The sequence below is a fragment of the Blautia sp. Sow4_E7 genome, from assembly GCF_052116245.1.
GTDB lineage: Bacteria > Bacillota > Clostridia > Lachnospirales > Lachnospiraceae > Blautia_A.
Genome location: NZ_JBQKLL010000051.1, coordinates 1 through 20,729, shown reverse-complemented (window position 1 = coordinate 20,729; position 20,729 = coordinate 1). Strand labels below are relative to the sequence as shown.

Genomic DNA, 20,729 nt, shown 5'->3' with positions numbered 1-20,729 from the left:
AAAAAGGGTTCACATGGGAACGGTGTTTAAGAACAGGGTCACGTCTTGTGTGGGTGTCCGAAAAAAGGGTACTACACTAATTCGTGTGTCCACTGTTATGGGTACATTATAAAGCAAATATCAGAGAATCAACCCGGTGCAATTACGAGAATGACTGGAATATTAGTGTAAAGCAAAGTATACTTGGTGATATGAAAATATCACAGATTAAGCAGATTCATGTAAAAAAGCTATATGCAGAGCTAAGCAAGCGGAATTTTAAAGGCTCTACAATTCAGACTTGCCACGTATTATTATCATCAGTTTTTCAGATGGCTGTCGATTCGGATATGTTAAGAAAGAATCCATGCAAAGGCTGTCAGAAGGAGATAAAAGTGGAGCCGAGCCAGAGGCAAGCTCTGACAGTAAAAGAGCAAAATATATTGCTTGATTTTGTGGAGAACAGCAAAACTTATAATGTATATCTTCCCATGTTGACATTTGCCTTGTCTACAGCCTTGCGAATTGGTGAAATTATTGGACTTACATGGAATGACATTGATTTAAAAAATAATTTAATTCATGTTCGCCGACAATTGATATACAGAGATTTTGGAGATGGCTATAAACTTCACGTTGAGTTACCGAAAAGCCGTTCGGGAAATAGAGACATCTCATTAACAGCTATTGCAAGAAAAAGCCTATTAAAGCAGAAAGAATTGGATTTTGTTCTTGGAAAGAGGGTAAAGGAAAGACCAATTGAAGGAATTAAGGGATTTGTTTTTATCACTTCAAACGGTACGCCAATATTGCCATTTAATTTCAATGATGTACTGCGGAATATTACCAACGCGTATAATAAAAAGGAGTCCAAGCTGGCAGCAGCTGAGCACAGAGAACCTATTTTGCTACCGCATATAACAGCCCATATATTACGGCACACTGCATGTACGAGAATGGCAGAAGCCGGGATGGATCCCAAAATATTACAGGGAATCATGGGGCATAGTGATATTAGCATGACTATGAATGTTTATAATCATGGCAGTATAGAAAGAATGCAAAATGAAATGAAAAAACTAGAAAAATATATGTAAGATCAAAGCCATTCCCTACTATTGGGCGTGGCTTTTTCTACGCCAATTTTACGCCAAATTTTACGACAAACAAAGGAATATAGACGCAAATAGACGAAACATAGATTTATAAGAAATTCAAAAAACCTTGAAAATACAGGCTTTTTGATATATGATGAACCAAGTCGAACTCTAGCATTGCGTAATGGAGAAAAAAAGGGTATAATATGGTATATACATTTTGAAAATCAAATTAATGGAGGTAAACCATATGAAAGGACGTATAGATTCCGGTCTTGGCCAGATCATTATTGATACGGATGTAATCGCGACTTATGCAGGAAGCGTTGCAGTAGAATGTTTCGGTATTATTGGTATGGCAGCTGTCAGCATGAAAGACGGTCTTGTGAAACTGCTCAGAAGAGATTCTCTGCAGCATGGTATAAATGTTAAGATCACAGAGGATAATAAAATCCGCCTTGATTTCCACGTGATCGTGGCATACGGCGTGAACATCAGCACGATTGCAGATAATCTTGTAAACAATGTGAAATACAAAGTCGAGGCTTTTACAGGAATGGAGATTGAGAAGATCAACATTTGCGTAGAAGGCGTTCGTGCAATAGATTAGGATTAGAGGAGGAAACTTGTGGTGGATAGACAGACCATAGACGCCAAGATACTTTCCAGAATGTTCCTGGCAGGAGCCAAGAACCTGGAAGCGAAGAAAGAATGGATCAACGAGCTGAATGTATTCCCGGTTCCGGATGGAGATACCGGTACGAATATGACAATGACCATCATGTCAGCTGCAGCAGAGGTAAGCGGCCTGACAGATCCGGATATGGAGACACTTGCCAAGGCCATTTCTTCCGGTTCCCTGCGTGGAGCCAGAGGTAACTCAGGAGTTATCCTTTCCCAGCTTCTCAGAGGCTTTACTAAGGGAACCAAGGGACATAAGGAGATGGATGCAGTTGTAATTGCAGCTGCTATGGAAAAGGCTGTAGAGACTGCATACAAGGCAGTTATGAAGCCGAAGGAAGGAACAATCCTTACGGTAGCACGTGAGGCTGCTGTAAAGGCTGCGGAGATCGCAGAAGAGTCAGCCAACCTGGAACTGTTCTTCCGCGCTGTTTTCGAGCACGCAGAGAAGACCCTTGCCCGCACACCGGAGATGCTTCCAGTTCTGAAAGAAGCAGGTGTGGTAGACTCAGGCGGACAGGGACTTCTGGAAGTTTTCCGGGGCGCATTTGACGGCTATCTTGGCAAAGAGATCGACTATTCCGCATTTGAGAAGGCTTCTTCCGGTCCGGCAGTCACCAAGATCTCCCAGCAGGCAGAAGCAGATATTAAATTTGGATACTGTACAGAGTTCATTATTCTTCTGGACAAACCACTTCCAGATGAAGAACTTCACAGCTTCAAGGAATTCCTGACATCCATTGGTGATTCCATTGTTCTGGTAGCAGATGATGAAATCGTAAAAGTACATGTACACACCAACCATCCTGGACAGGCCTTTGAGAAAGCCCTGACCTACGGTGCCCTTTCCCGAATGAAGATCGATAACATGCGTGAGGAGCATCAGGAGAAACTGATCAAGGATGCAGAGAAGCTTGCCAAGGAGCAGGAAGAGCAGGAGAAGAAGGAAGCCGCAGCGAAAGCTGCTAAGGAGCGCAAGAAATACGGCTTCATCAGCGTTTCCGTTGGAGAGGGACTTTCCACACTGTTTAAAGAGCTGAATGTAGATTACATCATTGAGGGCGGTCAGACCATGAACCCAAGTACAGAGGACATGCTCAATGCCATCGCTGAGGTAAATGCAGATACGATTTATATTTTCCCGAATAATAAGAATATTGTTCTTGCTGCAAATCAGGCAAGAGACCTTACCGAAGACAAAGAGATCGTGGTAGTTCCTACCAAGACCATTCCTCAGGGAATCACAGCTCTGATCAGCTTCCAGCCGGAGATGAACGGGGAAGAGAATCTGGAAGCCATGATGGAGGCTGTATCCATGGTGAAGACCGGACAGGTAACTTATGCAGTCCGTGACACCAGACTGGATGAGAAAGAGATCCATGAAGGTGACATTATGGGAATCGGCGACCATGGAATTCTTGCAGTAGGCAAGGGCCGTGAGAATGTTGCCAAAGAGATGGTAGCAGCTATGGTAGATGAGGATTCTGAGGTGATCAGCATTTATTACGGTGCCGAGACTACAGAAGAAGACGCTGAAAACCTTGCAGCAGAGCTGGAAGAGGCATATCCGGACTGCGAAGTAGAGGTAAACATGGGTGGACAGCCGATCTACTATTACATTATTTCTGTTGAATAAATAATTAGGTTATAAATTGAAAAAGGGCGGGAGATTTCCGCCCTTTTTCTTTGCTGCCAGCACAAGAGCCAGTACAGCGAATATTAAGTGGTCAACGAATCAGAAAGAGGGGAAAAACAGTGGCAAAACTTCTTCGGGAACTGAAAGGTGTAGGAGAAAAAACGGAAAAACTATTTCAGAAGATCGGTATCACCACAACCGACGATCTGCTTCACTATTATCCAAGAAATTATGACTCATATGAGGCTCCGGAGGAAATCGGTTCTCTGAAGGAGAACTCTGTGGCTGCTATCCGTGGCACCATTACCACTGGCGTTTACGTAAACAAGATCCGCAACCTTCAGGTAATTTCCATTACAGTGGCAGATACCACCGGCAGTCTGCCTGTAGTGTGGTTCAATGCTCCCTATTTGAAAAATACATTAAAAAAGGGCTGCTGTTTCATCCTCCGGGGCAAGATCTCCAAGAAGAAAGGTCGGCTGGAAATGGAACATCCGGAGATTTTCACTCCTGCAGCATATGAAGAAATCCTTCACAGCATGCAGCCAATCTACGGACTTACGGCTGGTCTTACCAATAAGCTGATCGTCAAGCTGATGCACCAGATCCTGGATGAGCAGAGCCTGCAGACCGAATTTCTCCCAGATGAGATAAAGGAATTTTATCACCTTGCAGACGACAATTATGCTATTTCCACCATTCACTTTCCGGCAAATATGCAGGAGCTTCTTGTTGCCCGGAAACGCCTTGTATTTGATGAATTTCTGCTTTTTATCCTGGCAGTGCAGATCCTGAAGGGCAAGACAGAGGAAGCCCCCAATGCATTTCCCATGAAGCCGGTATGGACGACAGAGCAGATCATGGAAGGCCTGCCTTATCGTCTGACCAAGGCACAGCTGAATGCCTGGCATGAGATCGAACGGGATCTTTGCAGCCACTCCCTGATGTCCAGGCTGGTTCAGGGAGATGTAGGAAGCGGAAAGACCATCCTTGCTTTCCTGGCTATGGTCCTCACTGTGGAAAATGGTTATCAGGCTGCTTTGATGGTGCCTACGGAGGTCCTGGCGAACCAGCACTTTGAAGCCTTTACGAAATTAATGGAAGAGCAGGGGATCACTTCCTGTCATCCTGTTCTTCTCACAGGTTCTACCACCCAGAAGGAGAAAAGGAGAATTTACGGGGAAATTGCGTCCGGGGAAGCAAATGTGATCATTGGTACCCATGCACTGATCCAGGAAAAAGTCGTGTACGAAAATCTGGGCCTTGTGATCACCGACGAGCAACACCGGTTTGGCGTGAAGCAGAGGGAAGCCCTGACTACCAGAGGCAATGCGCCCCATGTGCTGGTTATGAGTGCCACCCCTATCCCCAGAACCCTTGCTATCATTGTATATGGGGATTTGGATATTTCCATTATAGACGAGCTTCCTGCCATGCGTCTTCCTATTAAAAACTGCGTAGTTGGCACTTCCTACCGCCCCAAGGCCTATTCCTTTATAGAGCGCCAGGTGCGGGAGGGACGTCAGGCCTACGTAATCTGCCCTATGGTAGAAGAAAGCGAGGGCGCAGACGGGGAAAATGTAACGGACTATACGGCACGCCTGAAGGAGATTTTTCCAACGGATATCATCATCGGCATGCTTCATGGAAAAATGAAGCCCAAGGAAAAAAATGCCATTATGGAGCAGTTTGCCAGGGGAGAGATCCAGGTGCTGGTATCGACTACAGTAGTGGAGGTAGGGGTAAATGTACCCAATGCCACTGTGATGATGGTAGAAAACGCAGAGCGGTTCGGACTTGCCCAGCTTCATCAGCTGAGGGGACGTGTTGGACGTGGAGAGTATCAGTCTTACTGTATTTTTATGCAGGGAAATGAAGAAGAGGACACCTCTAAGCGACTGGAGATTTTGAATAAATCCAACGATGGATTTTTCATTGCTGGGGAGGACCTGAAGCTTCGGGGACCGGGAGATCTGTTTGGAATCCGTCAGAGCGGACAGCTGGAATTCCGGATCGGGGATATTTATCAGGATTCCGATGTGTTAAAGGCTGCCAGTGATGCAGCTGGCGGGCTGTTAGAGCTTGACCGTGAACTGCAGCTGCCCCAGCATGAAAAACTGCGGGAAAGATTAAATACTTATATGAAATATGACCTTGAAAACCTTGGATTATAGGTTTTACATGGAAATAGGCGACGAAAAAAATAAGGAAAATGCTTCTTTTTTTGGTAATAACTGTGCAAAGAAACAAAAATCATCCGGATTTTCAGATTTGAAACTGGGGATTTCCGGAAATAAATAGGTTTTGTTTGTGTATTTTTACCTATGAAGTCGCGAAAAAGGCTTGTCAAGGGGGATTTTACCAAAACTTGCAAAAAAAATTAATTCGTAGTATCCTAACGTAGAAGCAAGATTGAAGAATATTTTCACCGTCAAGGAGGCTATTATAATGGCTACAAAGAGAACTACAAAAAAGGCAGAAACTATGGCAGCCAAGAAGGCAGCTAAGAGTGCAGCAGAGGTTAAGGCTACAGCTGCAGCAGAAGTAAAGGCTGAGCCATCCAAGGCAGAGGCTGTTAAGACTGCTGTTGTTGAGACTGTAAAAGCAGCTACAGAGACTGTTAAGGCAGCTACTGAGACAGTTAAAGAGACCGCAAAAGAGGCTGTTAAAGAGACTGCTAAGGCTCCGGCTAAGGCTGCTGCTCCGAAGGCAGAGGCTAAGAAACCTGTTGCAAGAAGAACTAAGAAGGTAGCTGTTGCTGCTGAGGAAGTTTTCATTCAGTATGCAGGTAAAGAATTCACTACTAAGGATCTGGTAGCTGAGGTTAAGAAGGCTTGGACAGAGATGACAGGCAAGAAAGAGGAAGAGATCCAGGATATTAAAGTTTACGTTAAGACAGAAGAGAATAAGGCATATTATGTAGTAAACGGTGAAGCTGAGGGACATTACGTAGAGCTGTAATTTCCCCCTATATAAAGGGCTTCGGGGAGTGTGGGTGCGCTTTCCGGAGCCTTTTTGTGTGTTCGAGGGACGTGAGAGGAAGGGACGGCGGCTGCGGGGCAGCGCCTGGGATGGAAAATAAATTGCTGGACAAAAGGAAGTAAATAGGATAAAATATTTAGACATAGACAGGAACAGCCCCTTGATAAGACAGGGGTTCTTTTTATGAAAGGAAAAAAATATGTTTAATGAAATTGATTTCAGTAAAATAGATACAAGTACCAATCCACCCCAGGACGATACAGACCGCCAGTATTATTATATGGCGAAACTGGCCACTATGGTGACCTTGAAGGAGCAGGAACTGGGGCGCCCCATCACCTATTGTCTCCAGACCTTTGGATGTCAGATGAACGAGAAGCAGTCTGAGGTTGTTGCGGGGATCATGGATGAAATTGGATTTCAGAGACAGGAAACAGAGGATGCGGATGTTGTAATTTATAATACCTGCACCGTCCGCGAGAATGCCAATCTGAAGGTGTATGGACGCCTTGGCAAGCTGCATAGCCTGAAGAAATCCAATCCTGATATGAAGATTGCCCTGTTTGGCTGCATGATGCAGGAGAAGCAGGTGGTGGATAAGATCCAGAAGGATTATCCTTTTGTCAATCTGGTGTTTGGAACCCACAATATTTTTAAATTTGCAGAGCTGTTTTATGAGATGGAGAACCGGGACAGCCAGCTGATCGACATCTGGGAGGGTACGGATAAGATCGTGGAGGAGCTGCCTACAGAGCGTAATTATTCCTTCAAGTCTGGTGTGAACATTATGTTTGGCTGCAACAATTTCTGCAGCTATTGTATCGTGCCTTATGTAAGAGGACGTGAGAGAAGCCGTGAGCCGGAGGCAATCGTGAAGGAGATTGAGGCTCTGGTTGCAGATGGAGTGACTGAGGTTATGCTTCTGGGACAGAATGTAAACTCTTATGGAAAGACGCTGAAGAATCCGGTGACCTTTGCACAGCTGCTTGAGAGAGTTGAGCAGATTGAGGGATTAAAGAGGATCCGTTTTATGACTTCTCATCCGAAGGATCTTTCCGATGAACTGATCGAATATATGGGAAGAAGCAAGAAAGTCTGCCATCATCTGCATTTGCCGATGCAGTCCGGCAGCAGCCGTATTCTGAAGATCATGAACCGTCATTATGATAAGGAAAAATATCTTGGGCTGGTGGAGAAGATCCGTGCAGCGGTGCCGGATATTTCCCTGACTACGGATATTATTGTTGGATTCCCTGGAGAGACTGAGGAGGATTTCCGGGAGACTCTGGATGTAGTTGAGAAATCTGATTTTGATACTGCGTTTACCTTTATTTATTCCAAGAGAAGCGGTACTCCGGCAGCTAAGATGGAAGACCAGGTTCCGGAGGATGTGGTGAAGGATCGTTTTGACCGCCTTCTGAAGCTGGTTCAGGAGAAAGGAAGAACTGTTTCTTCCAGATTCCAGGGTGAGGTTCAGGAAGTGCTTGTGGAGACAGAGAGCAAGGAGAAGGGTATTTTCACAGGAAGAACCCAGTACAATCTGCTGGTGCATTTCCCGGGAACTCCCGACCTTCTTGGAAAATATGTGAATGTGCGCCTGGATACCTGCAAGGGCTTCTATTATATGGGAACCAGAGTATAAGAAAGATTGCGGGAAAGCTAACTTTTTCGCAGGGATATTTGTAGAAGGGCATTTTGCAGGTTTAGAGAAAAACACGATTCCCGTTAGTGGAGAATAGGTTTCTGTTCACTTCGTGCCCAGCAACCGCTTCGCGATGCACAGAAATCATGCAAACGCATGATTTCGCGCCGCAATTCTCGGGTTTTCTGTGAACTATGTTTACAAAAAACGCCTCGCGGAATGCTACCAGTGAACAGTAACGATAATAGACAATAATCAGCAAAAAAATGCAAATAATAACAAAAAACTGCATAAAAAGGTTGCATTTTTGTCAAAAATAGTGCACAATTACTATATGAAACGCTCGGGGAAAGGCGGAGTTGGTAATGTTTGGAGAACTGTGGAGGAAGTTTTGCTCCCTGTTAAAGAAAGAGGCCGTTCATGAGAACGAACCTCAGCGGATACTGTTGCTTCTTAGAATTATTTTACTGATCCTGGGTCTCTATTTCCTGATCATTCCACTGGTACTGTGTGTGGTAGGACCGAAGACAGATGTCTGGATCGGGTATATTTTTGCAGTGATGGCAATGGCTGCTTTTTATGCAACCTACCGTCTGAAGGTTCACACCAGCGTGCTCATTTGCGCCGGGGTACAGCTGGCCTGGGTGATTGCGTTTGTGATTCTGTATGGATGGGACTGCGGTATTCAGCATCTGATGTTTGAAATGCTGGTGCTGGTGTACTTTGCAATTTACAATTCTTTGGGATATAAGATTGGATATACCATACTGTTGTTTGCAGTGCGCTTCGGTCTGTTTTTGTATTGCAGGACGAATATATCGGTATTTGCCCTGACCGAGACGGCTACGGTTGTACTGCAGATCATAAATACGGTGATCACTTTTGTACTTATGGCAGTTGCATGCAGTATGTTCAGTTCGAATGTGGAATCTGCGGAGAAGAAGCTGGTGCTGTATAATGAGCAGCTGAAGAAGCAGGCTGGTACAGATCCACTGACTGGCTTGTGGAACCGCCGTCAGATGATGCAGTATATTACAGAGAAGCATCAGAAAGAGCCGAATATGGCATTTACCCTTGGCATGGGAGATATTGATTTTTTTAAGCGGATCAATGACCACTGGGGACATGACTGCGGAGATGCAGTTCTGGTATGGATCACCAGGCATATGAGCCAGGAGCTTTCAGAGCATGCCAGATTGTGCAGATGGGGCGGAGAAGAATTTATCTTCTTTTTCCCTGGTATGAATGGAGACGAGGTCTGCCTCATTCTGAATAACCTTCGCATGAAGCTGGACAACGATCCCTTTGACTGGAAGGGAGAGTGGATCCCTATCACCATGACTTTTGGTGTGGAGGAGAATGATTTCCATTCCAACATTGATACTTTGTTAAAAAATGTAGACGATAAACTTTATATGGGGAAAGAACAGGGAAGAGACCGGGTGATTTATTAAACTCACCTGGTCTTTTGTCAAACAGGGATTTAAGACTGCAGGTGTGAAACAGGCTGCTGTGGAAACTGGGAACAGAAACTGTTTCGGAGAAAGCTTGTATAGAATATACAAGTTCAAGGTTGTATTTCTTGTAAAAATCCTTTAAAATCTATCTAACAAAAGCAATAAGCAGGAGAGTCGGACTTATATGTATAAGGATGAAGAAATTAAAAAGAAAGTAAAGACAGGGACATGGACCAGAGAGGATACGGCACGCTGTATAGAGGATCTGGAGCAGGCACCTGATCTTACTGTATATACAGAAGAAATCTATTCCGTAAGTTATGGTGTTTTTGCCTACAATTTCCGGGAATATGCCTTCCCATTGATCGAAATCTGCCGGGAAGCAGGATTTCATCTGGAGCGTTCTAAGGAGAAATCCAGAATTTATCTTGCCCTGGTAAGACTTTATTTCTGTCTGGGCTTTTCGCCGAAAATTGTGGAATATGGCCTGAAATATGCCAATTCCGGTTTCACCTTAAGATCTCCGCTGAAATCTGTTTACAACACCATTGTTGCAGCGTTTACAGACTGCGGACTGTTCCAGGAGGCAGACCTCTATCTGGAAAAAATGATGGATATTTCCAGACTGGATCCCTGTGGCAGCGGTGTGGACTTCTGGGATTCAGATACCTTAAATGAGCTGGTCTATTATGACAGCAGGGTTTATGTGAAGCTGGGAATAGGAGATCTTGCAGAGGCAGAGCAGGCGGCCGGGAATATGCAGGCCATTCTGGAAGAAAAAGAGCTTCCAGAGGACGGAAAGGCATTTTTCCTGCTTCAGAAGGAATTCACAGATATGTATCTCCGCCTTTACCAGCAGAAGGATAAGACTACAATTGCAGAAGAATTTAATACTTATATGAAGAAAATGGAATCAGGGGAGGGTGCCAGAGATACTTTAAGCTTCTGTGTCTGCTATTTTGTGGAATTTCTTCAGGTAATGGCAGAGGAAGAACGCTGGGAAGATATCCTGCGGATTGGCAATTATATCAGGAACGCCAAGAATTTCAGCGGAAGCTTTTGCCCGGTATATAAGCTTATGCGTACGGCCGCGTACAGAAGCGATAAAGAAGAGATCCGCCAGCAGATCCCGGAGTTTGAGAGGATGTATCTGAAATCCCTGGAGCAGGAGAAGGAGAATTACGACCAGATGGTGCGCCTGCTTGCAAAGGAAGAGCTTCGTATTGAACGGCTGAAGGAATCTATGGAGAAGGACACCCTGACCAGTTGTCTGAATCGTGCAGCCTTTGACCGGAACAGTAAGCGCTTTATCCAGAATCATGGAACTGGCAGTCTGGTATTTATTGATCTGGACTATCTGAAGGAGATCAATGACTGTTATGGACATGAGAATGGAGACCGCTATCTGGTGCATTTTGCAAAGAATGTGAAACGGGTTATAGACAGAGAGGATATGTTATACAGGTATGCTGGAGATGAATTTCTGATCCTGTCTGTGCTTTCCGCAGAGGAAATCCGGAAGCAGATGAATAAGATCCTGGAGGAGAATCCCATCCATTTTCATATTAACGGGGAATGCCGGCACATCAGTTTTTCCTATGGTGTTGTGGCATTTGAAGAAAAAGAGGGAAAGCTTGCGGAGCTGGTGAAAGAGGCAGATAGCCGGATGTATCAGTGCAAAAACCAGAACCACAGACGTATTTCCAAAAGGGGCAAGACGGAATGATCACGAGGGAAAATATTATTCATTTTTATACCAAATATAAAGAGAATCTGAAGAGAGAGGATCATATTCAGGAGAATCTGTTAAAGGCAGATGACCAGGAAATATGGATCGAGAATCTGAAGAACAAATCCAGGGTCATGCGCCGCCTTTATATTGAAAATGAGGCACTTCTGAATCTTTATATCCGTCCGTTCCTAGATGGAGAGGCAAGGCTCAGCGATGAGCTTGCCAGGGAGCTTCTGCATCAGATCCGCATGGCAAATGACGAGGGATACGAGGATAACCTTGCTATGCTGGAGGTGCTGGAGCTTCTGGATGAATATTTCCAGAACAGTGAGGATCTGGATTCTTATATCTGGACACTGAATCTGTTGGGAAATCTATATAACCGTCCCTTTGGCGACGAGGATGGAAAGAAGGGAATGATGTACTATAACAGGATTCGTGCACTTTCTTCCCATTATTTTGAAATTGAGGATTTTGACGTAAGAAAACGAATTCTTTATTCATATTATAACTTTCCAGTGGTAATGATGAATTTTAATCTTGGCACTGCGAAGGAGCTTCTCCAGTGTATAGATGAGGCACTGGTGTTTTATAATGACGGGAAGATCCGGGCGCTGGATGGGGAGCGGTTTGATTTTGACGGACTGATTGAAGAGTTGAATTATGATCTTCTGGGGAATTCTGTCCTTCGCTTTACAGTGCATGAGATCGATCCGGCTCTTCTTTCCAGGGCAACGGATGTATTAGGGTATTATTATCAGCAGGAGCTTGAGAAGAATCCAAATCCTTATGAGATGCTGGATGAAATCTATTGCAATTATAAGTCCTGTTTGTTCTATCAGGGCAAAATTACCTGCACAGAGCTTTTGGAGGATTACCGGAAATTTTGCGAGTACAGCATGGAGAATGATGGTCTGGACAGCCAGGAGGGCGTATCTTTTTCCGACAGCCGTTATTTCCAGGTGGTGATCAATCATCTGCCAACCATTCTGGAGCTGGTGGGAAAATATGGTGATGACTATCATGGAGCCCCGGATATCCGGGAATTCTGTGTGACGAATTATGTGAGCACCATCAGACGGTTATCCCGCACAAAGAACGATACCTTTGTAAATGATGTGGTGTGGCGTTCCCTTGGGGATGTTCTGAAATATGTGACTGGAGATGAGGTGGATACTCTGGTCCTTATGCAGATCATGTTAAGCCGTGAGGAAGGCACCGCTATGCACAGCGCAATGGTGGAGCAGATCGCCAGACATATTTTGAATGCGGTGATAAAGAAAAGGCCGGAGCTTCTCATTGGAACCCTGGGCTATGAGAACGTGGTGGAAGTACTGGAAAACCAGGAGAACCTTCTGGATTTTGTCTCCCAGTCAGCACTCCTTCTGGATCTGGGAATGATCCGGCTGGCTTCCATTGTAAATAAGCAGTCCAGACAGCTGACAAAAAGAGAACGGCAGGATATTCTCACCCATCCTGAGGAAAGTGCCAAATTTATTGAAGAAATCCCCTGTCTTCGCAAATATAAAGATGCGGTTCTGGGACATCACAAATCCTGGGATGGAAAAATAGGCTATCCTGCTGAGTTTGACAATACCAGATCGGATGTCCGTTTCCTGATCGAGATTATACATATTAGTGACTGTCTGGATGCAGCTACCGACTTTATAGGACGGAGCTATAAGCTGGCGAAAAAACTGAATCAGGTTCTGGAAGAATTTTCACAGGGAAAAGGCTCCCTTTACTGTCCAGAGCTGGTAGAGCTTCTGGAAGAGGATGAAGGGCTGCAGGCAGATCTGTCTTATCTGCTTGGTGCAGGAAGGATCCGCACCTGCTATTCTGTATATGGCAAGGCCGTAGATCCAAATGAAGCAGAGACAGCCAGATTTTTCATGGAAATGGAAAGCTGGGATGCAGCCAGTGAAAAACAAAGCGACAATGATGGAGAGACCATTCTTGATTTCCTTCACCAAAGCGGCAGTGAAACAAGGCAGCTTCTTCATGCTGTGGCAAGAAATTCATTGATCATCTTGTATGTGGATATGATGTCCGGAGAATATAAGGTTTCTTACAGGGGAAGCCAGAGACTTCTGGATAAAAAGATTCCGGACGGATATTACGGGGACTTTTTGAAAGAGTATCTGGCACCAAACTGTGAACCCTCCGACTGGGAAAAGGTAAGGCTGAAATTAAAGCTGTCAGAGCTTTCCCATACCTTTCTGGAGCAGGAGGAAAGCTATGAATGTGAGGCGAGGATCAAGGCGAAGGAAGCTTACCGCTGGGTCCGTTTCCAGTTTATCCGTCTGGACGACGAAAATGTTATGCCAGGCATGATGGCTTTGATTGCAACAGATGTGCAGGAGAGCCACAGCCGGAATGAGCAGCTGATGAACAGCCTGAAGGATGCCTACAAATCAGCGGAGGAAGCCAACAAGGCTAAGAGTGTTTTCCTTAGCAGCATGTCACATGACATCCGGACGCCTATGAACGGAATTCTTGGTATGACGCAGATCGCTATGAACCACTTAGATGATCCGGAGCGCATCCGGGACTGCCTGCAGAAGATCGATGATTCTTCCAGACATCTTCTGGAGCTGATCAATGAGGTTCTGGATATGTCCAAGATTGAAAGCGGGGATACAGTCCTCCACGAAGAGCCACTGTCCCTTATCAAGGCAATGGAAATTGTGGATGGAGTCTGCCGTCCTGCAGCTATGGAGAAAAAACAGATTCTGGATATGGATATGGAAGAAATCCGGGATGCCTATGTTCTGGCAGATCCGGTGAGACTTCGTCAGGTGTTGATCAATCTGATCTCCAATGCTGTGAAATATACACCGGAGCATGGACAGGTACGTGTGAAGGTGACACAGAGCAGCAGCCTGATGACAGGCAGGGCAAGGTATACCTTCGTGGTACGGGATAACGGAATTGGTATGTCCAGGGAGTTTCAGGAGAAACTTTTTGAGCCTTTTTCCCGTGAGGATAACAGTATGACAAACGCTACCCAGGGAACCGGACTTGGTCTTTCCATTGCAAAATCGATCATCAGCCAGATGGGTGGAAATATAGAAGTGGCAAGTCAGCAGGGAAAGGGTACCACTTTTATTGTGTGTTTGGAGTTGACCCTGGCGGCGAAGGAGAAAAAGATAGAAGCGGCTGTGGGAAAAACAGAGACCGGGGAAGAAAAGGAACGGGATCTTGCTTTCCTGAGGGGACGCCGGATCATGCTGGTGGAGGACAATGAACTGAACCGGGAGATTGCCTATGAGCTGTTGTCTGAGCCTGGTCTGATCGTGGATGTGGCAGAGAACGGACAGGAGGCCATCCGGCTTCTTGGCAGCCACCCGGAACATTATTATGAACTGATCTTCATGGATATCCAGATGCCGGTCCTGAATGGTTACGAGACCACAGAGAGCATTCGTGCCGGGGAAAGCGATTACTGGAAAAAAATTCCGGTGATTGCCATGACGGCCAATGTCTTTCCAGAGGATGAAAACCGGGCAGCAGAGTGTGGAATGAGCGGCTATATTACCAAGCCTATCGATATGGAGGTTATTTATTCCGTGCTTGAAAAATGGCTTCCAAAGAACTATAATAGCTAATGCGTTTGAAAAGGGCTTTCTGTAGAAAGCCTTTTAGACACGATTTTATGCATTTTCCATACAAATGTGTCTATACGCAGGAGAATGCTGTGGCAGAGAGAAAATTTTGCGGACAGTTTGAATGAGAGATGAGGGAGCGGTAGAGTTGAGTAAGAATAAGTACGAAATCGATATGTGTAACGGGACTATTATGGATAAGCTGATTTCTTTTGCGATTCCATTGATGGTCTCTGGAATTTTGCAGCTGATGTTTAATGCCGTGGATATTATCGTGGTGGGACGCTTTTCCGGCAGCCAGGCGCTTGCAGCAGTTGGTTCTACTACGGCGCTGATCAATATGTTCATCAATCTTTTTATTGGTATTTCCCTTGGCGCCAATGTTCTGGCTGCCAGATTTTATGCAGCCGGGAAACACAAGGAGATGTCTGAGACTGTGCATACAGCCATTACCCTGGCGCTGATCAGCGGGGTGTTTATGGCGGTGTTCGGGCTTGTTTTTTCCAAATTTGCGCTGGAGCTTATGGGAACGCCGGATGATGTAATTGGACAGTCTGCCTTATATATGCGGATTTATTTCCTGGGAATGCCGTTTTTCATGCTTTATAACTATGGTGCGGCGATTCTCCGTGCTGTGGGGGATACCAGGCGGCCGCTGGTGTTTCTGATCGTGGCAGGTGTGACCAATGCATTGATGAATATGTTTCTGGTAATTGTATTTCATATGGGAGTGGCAGGTGTTGCCATTGCCACGGTGATATCCCAGCTGATTTCCTGTTTTCTGGTGCTACGCTGCCTGTATCAGACTGAGAGCAGCTATCAGCTCCGGCTTTCCAGGCTGTGTATTAAGAAATGTTATCTGATACAGATCTTCCAGGTGGGGATCCCGGCAGGAGTGCAGAGTACGGTTATTAATTTTTCCAATGTGCTTTTACAGTCTTCCGTAAACTCTTTTGGGGCCACTGCCATGGCCGGATATACGGCGGCGAATAATATTCTGGGATTTTTGTATGCGTCTGTAAATGCAGTCACCCAGGCCTGCATGAGCTTTACCAGCCAGAATTATGGTGTGGGAAAATATAAGCGAATGGACCGGGTGCTGCTGGATTGTGGGATTTTGTCCTTTGTGATGGCTTTTGTGCTGGGCTGCGGTTCTTATATATTTGGCGGTGAGATTTTGAAGATTTATACAGAGGACGCAGAGGTGATCCGCTGCGGCGTGGAGATCCTTTCTATTACGACAGTGCCTTATTTCCTCTGTGGGATTATGGATCTTTTTCCTGGAGCTCTTCGCGGAATGGGGCATTCTGGTGTGCCTATGATTCTTTCCATTATTGGTACTGTTGGTACCAGGATCCTGTGGATCTTCTGGGTGTTCCCACAGCATAGATCTTTGTATACCCTGTTTATTTCCTATCCGGCCTCCTGGGCGATCACCATTGCAATGCAGGTGGTGTGTTTTGTGTTGGTGAGACGGAAGGTGCATGGGCAGCTGAAAGGAACGGCGAAGGCGGCGTAACCGCTGCGAAGGCCTTGGATGAAAGCCTGTAGAAGGAAATCTGTTTTTGATTAAAAAGTCGGTGGTTTATGGTGGCAAATGTACTGTAAACTGGCGGCTTTTTATATTTATGCGGGCAACGGGGCAAAATTTGCAGAGCATAGTTTGCTGTTATTTGCGGTACTATTTTTGTTATTTCACCAATTGACGGAATTTTTAAACATGGATATAATAACCACGAAAAACTTATTTTTTTATGGGCAAATGACAATATATGAGGAGTGTGACCGAAATTGAACGACATGAAGCGGCTTTTAAAGTATGCCGGACCGTATAAAAAGGATATGATTCTGGGAGCTCTTCTGGTTCTTATTGAGACCTGCTTTGAGCTGTTTATTCCCATTATGATCGCGGATCTCATTGATGTGGGCGTGGCGAACCACGATCTTTCCTATATTTATGTAAAAGGAGTGCAGATGATCTTCTGCGCGCTGATGGCGCTGATCACCGGGCTTTTGTATGCACAATTTGCTGCAAAGGCTGCTTATGGCTGGGGTGCGGAAATCCGAAAAGCAGAGTATGCCAAGGTGCAGCAATATGCGTTTTCCAATCTGGATCATTTTCTGGCTTCCTCTTTGATCACCCGAATGACCACAGATGTGACGGTGCTTCAAAATATGGTGAATGCTGGATTTCGTCCGGTGACAAGAGGCCCGTCACTTCTGGTGATGGGAATTCTTCTTTCCTTCTGGATAAGTCCCAGGCTGGCCGTTGTTTTCCTGGTGTGTATTCCGGTGCTGGGCGTGGTGCTGTTCTGGATCGTGACCAAAGTGGCGCCTATGTATACCAGACTGCAGGGCATTATGGACCGGCTGAACCGGGTGGTGCAGGAAGGCCTGACTGCTATTCGCGCGGTAAAAGCTTTTGTCAGGGATGAATATGAGGAAGAAAAGTTCGGAGAGGTCAATACCAATCTTACCAGTTCCTCGGAGACTACCTTTCATTATGCGGTGCTGAACCTGCCAGCCTTTCAGTCAGTGATGTACAGCGCCATTGTGCTGATCATGTGGTTTGGAGGAAATATGATCCTGAAATCCAATCTGGCGGTTGGTGATCTGACTGGTTTTCTCAGCTATGTCATGCAGATTATGAACTCCCTGATGATGATTGCAAATGTGTTTCTTCTGCTTACCCGTTCTCTTGCCAGTGCGCATCGAATTGCGGAAGTGCTGGATGAGGATGTGGAGCTGACTTCTCCGAAAAATGGAATTGGGGAAGTGGCAGATGGAAGGATTGAATTTGAAAACGTTTCCTTTAAATATCATAAGGATGCCAGAGAGTATGCCCTTTCCGGAGTAAAGCTCCAGATTCCGTCTGGCCAGACGGTGGGAATCCTGGGTGGTACCGGCGCGTCCAAGACAACTCTGGTGCAGCTGATCCCAAGGCTGTATGACGCTACAGAGGGCGTTGTAAAGGTTGCGGGAAAGGATGTACGGGAGTATGATCTGCATGCGCTTCGTGATGCAGTTGGGATTATTTTGCAGAAGAATGTGCTGTTTTTCGGAACTGTGAGGGACAATCTGCGCTGGGGCAACCCACAGGCCACAGATGGGGAAATCTGGGAGGCATGCAAAACTGCGTGCGCAGATGAATTCTTAAGCTGCATGCCAGAGGGGCTTGATTCCATGCTGGAGCAGGGGGCAGGCAACCTTTCCGGTGGTCAGAAGCAAAGGCTGTGTATAGCCAGGGCACTGGTTGGAAAGGCGAAGATCCTGATTTTTGATGATTCCACAAGTGCTGTGGATACGGCCACGGAGAAGAAGATCCGGGAGGCACTGGCGGCACGTAAGGATGTGACGAAGATTATCATTGCCCAGAGGATCACTTCTGTGATGAATACGGACCAGATCGTGATCCTGGAGGATGGAAAAGTGCATAGTACCGGGCAGCATAAGGAACTGCTGGCTCATGATCCAATCTATCAGGAGATTTACAGGTCACAGATGAGGGGGGAGCAGGAAAATGCGATAGAGGAACACGGGCAGTGGGATGAGAACCGACAAATGCCTGATGCACAGGAGCGGTTTTTACAAAAGGATGCTTCTTGTGTGGAAATAAAGGGTGGATTTGTCAGTGAAGTTTGCGAAAGGAGGGGAGAATAATGGCAGCGGGAACCTATAGCGGCAGGAAGCCAGAGAATATGAAGAGGACAGTGGGCTATTTTCTCTCCTATATGGGAAGGCACAAGCGGATGCTGTTTGTGGTAGCCGTTCTGGTGTCGGTCAGCGCCTTGTGCAACCTTCTTGGAACCTATATGATACGTCCGGTTGTCAACGGCCTGGCGGATGGAAACGTGCGTACACTGTTAAAAGGAGTGCTGGTGGCGGCTGTTATTTTTGCCACTGGTGCACTGGCCTCCTGGGGATATTCCCAGACGATGGTGAAGGCATCCCAGAAGATTTTGTTTGATATTCGAAGAGACCTTTTTTCCCATATCCAGACCTTGCCCTTGAAATTCTTTGATAGCAACGGACATGGGGACATTATGAGTCTTTTCACCAATGATATTGATACCATTTCCGATGCCCTGAACAACAGCTTTGCCATGGTGATCCAGAGCTTTATCCAGATGGTGGGAACCCTGACCATTCTTTATGTGCTGAACTGGCGGCTTTCCATTATTGTGACGGTGTGTTATGGGATCATGCTGTGGTATATTAAATTCAGCGGCAGCAGGAGCAAGACTTATTATGCCAGGCAGCAGAACAGCCTTGGGGCGTTAAACAGCTTTATTGAGGAAATGATCAGCGGGCAGAAGGTGGTGAAGGTATTTAACCACGAGGATGCCAGCTTCCAGGAATTTTGTGAGAAAAATGAGGCGCTCCGCCAGGCAGGAACCGGAGCCCAGGGCTATGTGGCGACTATGGTGCCGGTGGTGGTGAGTATTTCTTATATTAACTGTGCAATTGTGGCAGTACTGGGAGGACTTCTGGTACTGCAGGGGAAGGCAGACCTGGGAAGTCTGGCCAGCTATCTGGTGTTGGTCCGCCAGGCGGCGCTTCCCATCAACCAGTTTACCCAGCAGAGTAATTTCCTTCTGGCGGCGCTGGCTGGTGCGGAGCGTGTGTTTCAGGTAATGGATCTGGAGCCGGAAGTGGACGAAGGAAAGGTGGAACTGGTCCGGGCAAGGATCCAGAATGGAAAACTGGTTCTTTGTGAAAAGGAAAATGGAAAGAGTACGCGCAATGGAGAAGCTGATTCAAAATCTACAATCGATGGTTCTGCTACATTTTCGGAAGTGGAAAATGCAGTTGTCTGGGCCTGGAAGAAGACGGATGGAGAGCTGGTACCGTTGAGAGGGGATGTCCGTTTCGAGCATGTGGATTTCGGCTATGATTCTGAACGGATGATTTTGAAGGATATCAGCCTGTACGCAAAGCCAGGGCAGAAGATCGCCTTCGTAGGCTCCACAGGCGCAGGCAAGACCACCATCACCAATTTGATCAACCGTTTCTATGATGTGCAGGGCGGTTCCGTTGTTTATGATGGGCTTGATGTGCGGGAGATCCGCAAAGAATCCCTTCGTCATTCCCTGGGAATCGTTCTCCAGGACACGCATCTGTTTACAGGGACTGTAGCAGACAATATCCGCTTCGGCAAGCTGGATGCTACCCAGGAGGAAATTGAGAAGGCGGCGAAAATCGCCAACGCAGATTCCTTTATCCGCCGTCTGCCCCAGGGGTATGATACCATGGTAACCTCCGATGGCGCCCAGCTGTCCCAGGGACAGCGACAGCTTCTGGCCATTGCCAGAGCGGCCGTAGCCGATCCTCCGGTACTGATCCTGGATGAGGCTACGTCCTCTGTAGATACCCGTACAGAGGCACTGATCGAGCGGGGCATGGACCAGCTGATGGAAGGCAGAACTGTCTTTGTGATCGCCCACAGGCTTAGTACAGTGCGCAATTCCAATGCCATTATGGTGCTGGAGCAGGGCAAGATTGTGGAGCGGGGGGATCATGATGATCTGTTGGAGCAGAAGGGGAAATATTATCAGTTGTATCATGGGATGTTTGAACTGAGTTGAGATCTATATAGCTAAGTGATTAGCTGAGGATTCGCAAAATGAAATCTGAAATCCAGGCGGTAAAAACGGAGCTTGGAAATGCGGCAGCAGGAGCAAAAACAGATTAGATGGTTTCTGCGTTGAAAGAATTAGAAAAGATATGACGGAAGTGAATATAAGAAATCTGCTTATGTAACGGTAAGAGCCAGGGAAAAGCGAAACGCTTTCCCTGGCTCGATTCAACGTATATGGTAAATAACTGGTCCTCCCCAAAAAGATATGCCAGCCCAAAGGCTGGCATGGAGCTTTACCTTGATTTAGTTTTTCGACAGTGATCCGGCAGTTCTTCAGACC

The 20,729-nt window shown here is 46.2% G+C and carries 12 protein-coding genes; all 12 read left to right on the top strand.

Translation table 11 applies throughout. From position 1 onward, the window contains the following. The first annotated feature begins 83 nt into the window (after positions 1-83). The 12 genes from ACTQ50_RS17655 to ACTQ50_RS17600 all read left to right on the top strand — a co-directional run bounded on the left by ACTQ50_RS17655 (position 84) and on the right by ACTQ50_RS17600 (position 20,396). A complete protein-coding gene (locus ACTQ50_RS17655) occupies positions 84-1,076 on the top strand; it encodes a tyrosine-type recombinase/integrase (protein WP_441485283.1) in 993 nt (330 codons plus the stop codon). 250 nt (positions 1,077-1,326) lie between these two features. Next, positions 1,327-1,686, top strand: coding sequence for an Asp23/Gls24 family envelope stress response protein (locus ACTQ50_RS17650; protein WP_226818338.1), 360 nt, complete (start codon positions 1,327-1,329; stop codon positions 1,684-1,686). A 60-nt stretch (positions 1,687-1,746) separates the two neighbouring features. Then, complete coding sequence (locus ACTQ50_RS17645; RefSeq protein WP_441485286.1) at positions 1,747-3,393, top strand: DAK2 domain-containing protein; 1,647 nt, start codon at positions 1,747-1,749, stop codon at positions 3,391-3,393. 98 nt (positions 3,394-3,491) lie between these two features. Next, positions 3,492-5,567: an ATP-dependent DNA helicase RecG gene (recG, locus tag ACTQ50_RS17640; protein WP_441485285.1), complete on the top strand. Its 2,076-nt coding sequence runs from the start codon at positions 3,492-3,494 to the stop codon at positions 5,565-5,567. Between the two features lie 274 nt (positions 5,568-5,841). Next, positions 5,842-6,354, top strand: coding sequence for a DUF6465 family protein (locus tag ACTQ50_RS17635; protein WP_441485282.1), 513 nt, complete (start codon positions 5,842-5,844; stop codon positions 6,352-6,354). Positions 6,355-6,574: 220 nt separating this feature from the next. After that, on the top strand, positions 6,575-8,017 hold the full coding sequence (gene miaB / locus ACTQ50_RS17630; protein WP_441485281.1) for a tRNA (N6-isopentenyl adenosine(37)-C2)-methylthiotransferase MiaB: 1,443 nt from the start codon (positions 6,575-6,577) through the stop codon (positions 8,015-8,017). A gap of 365 nt (positions 8,018-8,382) precedes the next feature. Continuing rightward, entirely contained in the window at positions 8,383-9,471 is a 1,089-nt protein-coding gene (locus ACTQ50_RS17625) for a GGDEF domain-containing protein (RefSeq protein WP_441485280.1), read from the top strand. A 187-nt stretch (positions 9,472-9,658) separates the two neighbouring features. Next, positions 9,659-11,200: a GGDEF domain-containing protein gene (locus tag ACTQ50_RS17620; RefSeq protein WP_441485279.1), complete on the top strand. Its 1,542-nt coding sequence runs from the start codon at positions 9,659-9,661 to the stop codon at positions 11,198-11,200. Then, a complete protein-coding gene (locus tag ACTQ50_RS17615; RefSeq protein ID WP_441485278.1) occupies positions 11,197-14,814 on the top strand; it encodes an ATP-binding protein in 3,618 nt (1,205 codons plus the stop codon). Before ACTQ50_RS17620 ends, ACTQ50_RS17615 begins: the two co-directional genes overlap by 4 nt. 121 nt (positions 14,815-14,935) lie before the next feature. Then, the gene (locus tag ACTQ50_RS17610) at positions 14,936-16,330 is read left to right on the top strand and encodes an MATE family efflux transporter (protein ID WP_441485277.1); all 1,395 of its coding nucleotides are present in this window, start codon (positions 14,936-14,938) and stop codon (positions 16,328-16,330) included. A 281-nt stretch (positions 16,331-16,611) separates the two neighbouring features. After that, positions 16,612-18,471 carry an ABC transporter ATP-binding protein gene (locus ACTQ50_RS17605; protein ID WP_441485284.1) on the top strand — a complete coding sequence of 620 codons (1,860 nt, stop codon included), beginning with the start codon at positions 16,612-16,614 and terminating at the stop codon, positions 18,469-18,471. Further along, positions 18,471-20,396: an ABC transporter ATP-binding protein gene (locus tag ACTQ50_RS17600; protein ID WP_441485276.1), complete on the top strand. Its 1,926-nt coding sequence runs from the start codon at positions 18,471-18,473 to the stop codon at positions 20,394-20,396. The genes ACTQ50_RS17605 and ACTQ50_RS17600 overlap by 1 nt, the downstream gene beginning before the upstream one ends. Positions 20,397-20,729 lie beyond the last annotated feature (333 nt).

Bases quoted from the DNA above. Each gene is read 5' to 3' on its own strand.
- ACTQ50_RS17650 (WP_226818338.1), top strand. From the start codon at position 1,327: ATGAAAGGACGTATAGATTCCGGTCTTGGCCAGATCATTATTGATACG.
- ACTQ50_RS17645 (WP_441485286.1), top strand. From the start codon at position 1,747: ATGTTCCTGGCAGGAGCCAAGAACCTGGAAGCGAAGAAAGAATGGATC.
- ACTQ50_RS17635 (WP_441485282.1), top strand. From the start codon at position 5,842: ATGGCTACAAAGAGAACTACAAAAAAGGCAGAAACTATGGCAGCCAAG.
- miaB (WP_441485281.1), top strand. From the start codon at position 6,575: ATGTTTAATGAAATTGATTTCAGTAAAATAGATACAAGTACCAATCCA.
- ACTQ50_RS17625 (WP_441485280.1), top strand. From the start codon at position 8,383: ATGTTTGGAGAACTGTGGAGGAAGTTTTGCTCCCTGTTAAAGAAAGAG.
- ACTQ50_RS17620 (WP_441485279.1), top strand. From the start codon at position 9,659: ATGTATAAGGATGAAGAAATTAAAAAGAAAGTAAAGACAGGGACATGG.
- ACTQ50_RS17615 (WP_441485278.1), top strand. From the start codon at position 11,197: ATGATCACGAGGGAAAATATTATTCATTTTTATACCAAATATAAAGAG.
- ACTQ50_RS17610 (WP_441485277.1), top strand. From the start codon at position 14,936: ATGAGAGATGAGGGAGCGGTAGAGTTGAGTAAGAATAAGTACGAAATC.
- ACTQ50_RS17605 (WP_441485284.1), top strand. From the start codon at position 16,612: ATGAAGCGGCTTTTAAAGTATGCCGGACCGTATAAAAAGGATATGATT.
- ACTQ50_RS17600 (WP_441485276.1), top strand. From the start codon at position 18,471: ATGGCAGCGGGAACCTATAGCGGCAGGAAGCCAGAGAATATGAAGAGG.